Below are 4,893 nucleotides of genomic sequence, written 5' to 3'. Positions count from 1 at the left end.
GGGTTCGACCGGGCCCTGGGATTGGAAGAGGCGGGTGGGGCCCCAGTAGGTGTTGGGGTCGGCGTCGGGGTCGGTGGCGGCGAACAGGGTGGAGTGGGCCGCCTTGGCGGGCGCGTGGCCGATGAGCCGGATGAAGGGCTTGCTGATGCGGTCGAGCGGGGTCTCGGTACGGGCGAACAGGTCGGTGGCCGACACACCGGGATGCACTGCGTAGGAGCGCTTGGTCGAGCCGGCCGCCTCCAGGCGGTGCTGGAGTTCGCGGGCGAACATCAGATTGGCCAGCTTGGACTGCGCGTAGGCGAGATTGCGCTGGTAGCGGCGGTTCTCGTAGTTCAGATCGTCGATCCAGAGCTTCGGGGTCTGCTTGTGCGCGATGCTGGCCAGCGACACCACCCGATCCCGGACGCGGTCGAGCACCAGGCCGGTGAGGGCGAAGTGACCCAGGTGGTTGACGCCGAACTGGGTTTCGAAACCGTCCTTGGTGCGCGAGAACGGCACGTTCATCAGGCCCGCGTTATTGACGAGCACATCGAATTCGCCGCAGTTGTCGGCGAATTCGCGCACCGACGAAAGATCGGCCAGATCGAGCGGCGCGACCTTCACATCGCCGTCGATGCGGTCGGCGATCTCTTGTGCCTTCGCCGTATTACGGCAGGCCATGACCACCGTCGCGCCCTTGCTGGCCAGCACCTTCGTGGTCTCGACACCGAGGCCGCCATTGGCTCCGGTGACGACGAAAGTGCGCCCGGTCTGATCGGATATCTGCTCAGGTTTCCACGCCATGCACCGACCTTACTCCTGGGTAAGTTCCCTGTGAAGTGTGTCTCGGACGCTGATATCTCCCAGTGTGCCGCCTCGCCGGTATGGAGCATCGGAGGCCGGGGCGATATGGATCGCCACCCAGCGCGGCCGCCATGGCCGGTGCCGGATGCGCCGCCACGGCAGGGGCGTGGTGACGGCGGGCCCGGACTCCGATGCCGGAAGCGAGAAAACCAGCCCGCGATGGTGTTCCACCTGCGGTGATAGGCAAATCGCACCGATCTGCACGTTTTCCCTGTGCCGCGTCCAGGATTGGGCCACAATGGGTCCTCGGCAGGGGTGCCATTCGCAGGAGGGGATCACTATGCCCACATCGGGCAACACGGTGCCGCGACGTCAACTGGGCAGGCACCTGCGCGAAATGCGCCAGGCGGCAGGCCTGAGCATCGCCGAAGCCGCACGGCAGATCGGGCGCGGAGCCGGGACGGTGCAGCGGTTGGAGACCGGGCATCCCGGGAAGATCCACATCCCGGACATCGTGGGGTTGTGCGAGCTGTATGACGAGGTGGAGCAGCAGGAGGCGCTACTGGGGTTGGCGAAGGAGGCGGACGGGGAGGAGCCCCAGAACAGGGGCTGGTGGCACGAATACGGGGAACTGATCCCCGACAGTTTCGAATTGTATGTCGGACTGGAGTCGGTAGCGTCGTCGTTGACGGTGTTTCGACCCGATATGGTCAGCGGGCTATTCCAAACAGCTCCCTATGCACGAGCTTTGGATGCGATGTACTTCCCGTCCGACGGTCCAGAGGAACTCGAGCGCCGGGTGCGAGTCCGAACTGGACGGCAACGGATCATTACACGGAAACGTAACCCGGTGACTGCGACTCTGATCCTTGACGAGGCTGTGTTGCACAGGGTGGTCGGCGGGCGTAAGACGATGGCTGCGCAGCTGAGGCACCTCGCCGATCTGCCGCCCAACGTCACCGTGCGAGTGTTGCCTTTCGCGAGTGGGTTTCCGGCCGGAATGTCCACGGGTCCTTTTACGATCCTCGATTTCGACCGGGCGGCGAAAGAGCCAACGACCGTCTACGTTGAGTCTTACACCGGAGCCATGTACTACGACCGGAAATTCGCAGTTGATCGCTATCGCAAGGCGTTTCAGACAATCCAGGCGGTAGCGTTGGATGCGGCTGGTAGCAAGAGTCTGCTACGCGCAAGAGCAAGGGAGTGCGAGCGTGAGCGTTGATCTGAGCAGTGCGAAATGGTTCAAGTCCAGCCGGAGCGCCGGCGGCCAGGATTGTGTCGAAGTCGCGCATCTGCAGGCAGGACTGGTCGGGGTGCGCGACTCCAAGAACCCCGCCGGTCCTGCCCTCGTCTTCACGCCTTCGGAGTGGGATACCTTCCTCTCGCGGGCGCGGCTTGGGCATTTCGATCCTGCCTGAAGGGAGCGCGGGTATGAGTGTTGAGGAGAGCACGGCCGAATGGTTCAAGTCCAGTCACAGTGTTGGAGATAGCGACTGTGTCGAGGTCGCACACCTCAACAGTGGCAGGGTCGGGGTCCGTGATTCCAAGAATCCCACCGGCCCGGCCCTGGTATTCACGCCGTCTGAGTGGGATGCCTTCCTGAGCCGCACGTGCGCCGGGCGCTTCGACCACAGCTGAGCCGCCTGCCGGGTCGGCCCGGTGTGCGCCCCATCGAAACGGCCCGTCTCCCAGCCTGTTACGGCCGAGGGACGGGCCGTCTCATTGACGGATTTTGGTGCGCCCCCGCGTCCTGATGGCGAAGGGTGTCCGTCGTGATCCCGGCCTGTAGGGCTCAGCCGCAGTGGCTCGGGCCAGGCGAATTCCAGCCGTAACCGGTCCCGTTGTTGGGCCTGGTCGCGCCACCGCCCCACCCAATGCACTTGCCGGGCGCATCCACTTTCACTGGGCCGGCATAGTACGCGAACATGCCGAAATCCTCCTGAGGGTTGTATTGCCCCCAAATTCCGAGGCGTACCCCCGTGATGGTCTTGACGCCGACATCGGCGGTCTTCCAGGTGACTGCGCAGTTGGTCCGGCCGTTGTAGAGCAGGTAGATGGTGGCGAGACCGCCCAGGTCATGGGTGTCGATGACGCGGTAGCCGCTACCGCAGACCGAAGCCGGGGTCGCGGCGTTTGCAGGCGCGGCCATGCTCAGCGATCCGGTGAGGATCGCTGCGATGGCCAAGCCCAGCCGGGCTCCGTTCTTGATCACACGCATTGTTCATATTCTTTCTGAAGAAGATCAACCGCCGAACATGGGCGGGCGATCGTTTGCCGATGGATCTTCCGGCGGTCCCAGGAGTAGTTCGCGCTCGTCGTCGACGAACGCGCTTTCTATGCGTTCGAGGGACCGGGAGTGCGGAATCAACCGCAGTGGCTCGGCGACGGCGAGTCCCAATGGATTCCGCCTCCTGATGTGATGTCGCCGGGCCGGAGTGCGCTACCGCCCCACGCGATGCATTTGCCGGGGGCATCCACCTTCACCGGGCCGGCGTAATACGCGTAGTGGTCATAGTCCTGCCGGTGGCTGCTGGGCTGTCCCCAGATCGCGACCATGGCCCTCGTGGGGGTCTTGGTTCCGACATAGGCGTTCTTCCAGGTGACGACGCAATTGGTCCGGCCGTTGTAGAGCAGGTAGATGGTGGCGAGACTGCCCAGGTCGTGGGTGTCGATGACTCGGTAGCTTCCGCCTCCGCATACGGAGGCCGGCGTCGCGGCGTTCGCGGGAGCGGCCAGGCTGAGCGATCCAGTGAGAATTGCCGCTACGGCAAGGCCCAACCTGGCTCCATAGTGGAACACGCGCATCTTTGTAGTTTTCCTTCCGAGAAACAATCCAGCGACCACGTAGCGGCGGTAATGGAATGCCGATACATGATCCGTCAAGATCCTGCACCGCGCCCGGGCGCAAAGATTCCCCACAGTGGGAAATCGCTGGATATCCGAGGCGTGGGCGGCTGCCGGGTTTGCCGTCGATCACCGGCGATCGGGCGCCTGCCGTCGTAGCCTGAAGCTCTCAGATGCCGGACAGGAGGTTTCGCCGTGGCCGAGACGATGTCGACCGAGACGACGGTGTCGCAGGTGCTGGCCGAGCTGGCCGCGCTGGACGACCCGAAGATGCGGGCGGTGAACGAGAAGCACGGCGACGATCACGGCGTCAACCTCACCAAGCTGCGCGCGCTTGCCAAACGGCTGAAGACCCAGCACGATCTCGCCCGCGAACTCTGGAACACCGGCGACACCGCGGCGCGACTGCTGTCTCTGCTGATCTGCCGCCCGAAGGCCTTCGACCGCGACGAGCTCGACGCCATGATGCGCCAGGCCACCGCACCCAAGGTCCAGGACTGGCTGATCAACTACGTGGTGAAGAAGAACCCGCATGCCGAAGAGCTGCGACGCACCTGGTTCGCCGACCCCGACCCGCTGGTCGCGAGCGCGGGCTGGGCGCTCACCGCCGACCGCGTGGTCAAGAACCCCGAGGGCCTCGACCTCACCGAACTGCTCGACCTCATCGAAGCGCATATGAAAGCGGCCCCCGACCGCCTCCAATGGTCGATGAACACCTGTCTCGCCCACATCGGCATCACCAACCCCGACCACCGCCCCCGCGCACTCGCCATCGGCGAACGCCTCGAGGTTCTGAAGGACTACCCGACCTCCCCCGGCTGCACCTCGCCCTACGCGCCCATCTGGATCAACGAAATGGTCCGCCGCCAGCAGGACAAGTAACCGTGCGATTCACGGGATGACCCGCCCCGAACCGCCGGAGGTCACCCGAGCCCCACCGCTCGCACCCAGCGCAGTGCGCGGACGCCTCCGTGCCGACGCCCGCGAACGGAGTCGGCGGACGTCGGCGATGAGCTTGCGTGCGGGTGGCATCGTCGAGTTCGTCCTGTGCGGCGCCGCGATAATCGCAGGCGTCTCACAACGTTGCGGTGCCGCATGTCCTTGCGCGGGGAAGGGGACATGAGCCGGACGATTGCGGCAGGTCGCCGGCCTCATGCCCCCTCGTCGAGGGGCTCACCACGCAGGGGCGGTGGCGCGGCGGGTGGTGTCGATGGTGTGCTGGAGGGCGCGGACGATCTCGTCGGGTGGGGCGGTGGTCGGGGTTGG

General features: G+C 65.0%; 7 protein-coding genes. 4 read left to right on the top strand and 3 right to left on the bottom strand.

What is annotated here, in order from left to right; translation table 11 throughout:
* Nucleotides 1–783: SDR family NAD(P)-dependent oxidoreductase (locus GV790_RS28730; protein ID WP_163817953.1), on the bottom strand; the 783-nt coding region annotated here is incomplete at its 3' end.
* 340 nt (nucleotides 784–1,123) lie between these two features.
* Here GV790_RS28730 and GV790_RS28725 point away from each other — a divergent pair.
* The 3 genes from GV790_RS28725 to GV790_RS28715 are packed head-to-tail and all read left to right on the top strand — an operon-like array spanning nucleotide 1,124 to nucleotide 2,421.
* Nucleotides 1,124–2,005: a helix-turn-helix domain-containing protein gene (locus tag GV790_RS28725; RefSeq protein ID WP_163817951.1), complete on the top strand. Its 882-nt coding sequence runs from the start codon at nucleotides 1,124–1,126 to the stop codon at nucleotides 2,003–2,005.
* Entirely contained in the window at nucleotides 1,995–2,201 is a 207-nt protein-coding gene (locus tag GV790_RS28720) for a DUF397 domain-containing protein (RefSeq protein WP_163817949.1), read from the top strand. The genes GV790_RS28725 and GV790_RS28720 overlap by 11 nt, the downstream gene beginning before the upstream one ends.
* A gap of 13 nt (nucleotides 2,202–2,214) precedes the next feature.
* Nucleotides 2,215–2,421: a DUF397 domain-containing protein gene (locus GV790_RS28715; protein WP_163817947.1), complete on the top strand. Its 207-nt coding sequence runs from the start codon at nucleotides 2,215–2,217 to the stop codon at nucleotides 2,419–2,421.
* 154 nt (nucleotides 2,422–2,575) lie between these two features.
* Here the strand turns inward: GV790_RS28715 and GV790_RS28710 are convergent, their stop codons facing one another.
* Nucleotides 2,576–3,001: a hypothetical protein gene (locus GV790_RS28710; protein WP_163817945.1), complete on the bottom strand. Its 426-nt coding sequence runs from the start codon at nucleotides 2,999–3,001 to the stop codon at nucleotides 2,576–2,578.
* Nucleotides 3,002–3,147: 146 nt separating this feature from the next.
* Entirely contained in the window at nucleotides 3,148–3,588 is a 441-nt protein-coding gene (locus tag GV790_RS28705; RefSeq protein WP_375139440.1) for a hypothetical protein, read from the bottom strand.
* Between the two features lie 234 nt (nucleotides 3,589–3,822).
* On the opposite strand from GV790_RS28705, the gene GV790_RS28700 reads away from it, so the two are divergent.
* A complete protein-coding gene (locus tag GV790_RS28700) occupies nucleotides 3,823–4,509 on the top strand; it encodes a DNA alkylation repair protein (RefSeq protein WP_163817943.1) in 687 nt (228 codons plus the stop codon).
* The last annotated feature ends 384 nt before the right edge of the window (nucleotides 4,510–4,893 follow it).

It is taken from the genome of Nocardia cyriacigeorgica, assembly GCF_010858045.1.
In the GTDB taxonomy this organism is placed as follows: Bacteria; Actinomycetota; Actinomycetes; order Mycobacteriales; family Mycobacteriaceae; genus Nocardia; species Nocardia cyriacigeorgica_E.
The sequence above is the reverse complement of the archived record's forward strand: the minus strand, read 5'-3'. Positions and strand labels throughout refer to the sequence as shown.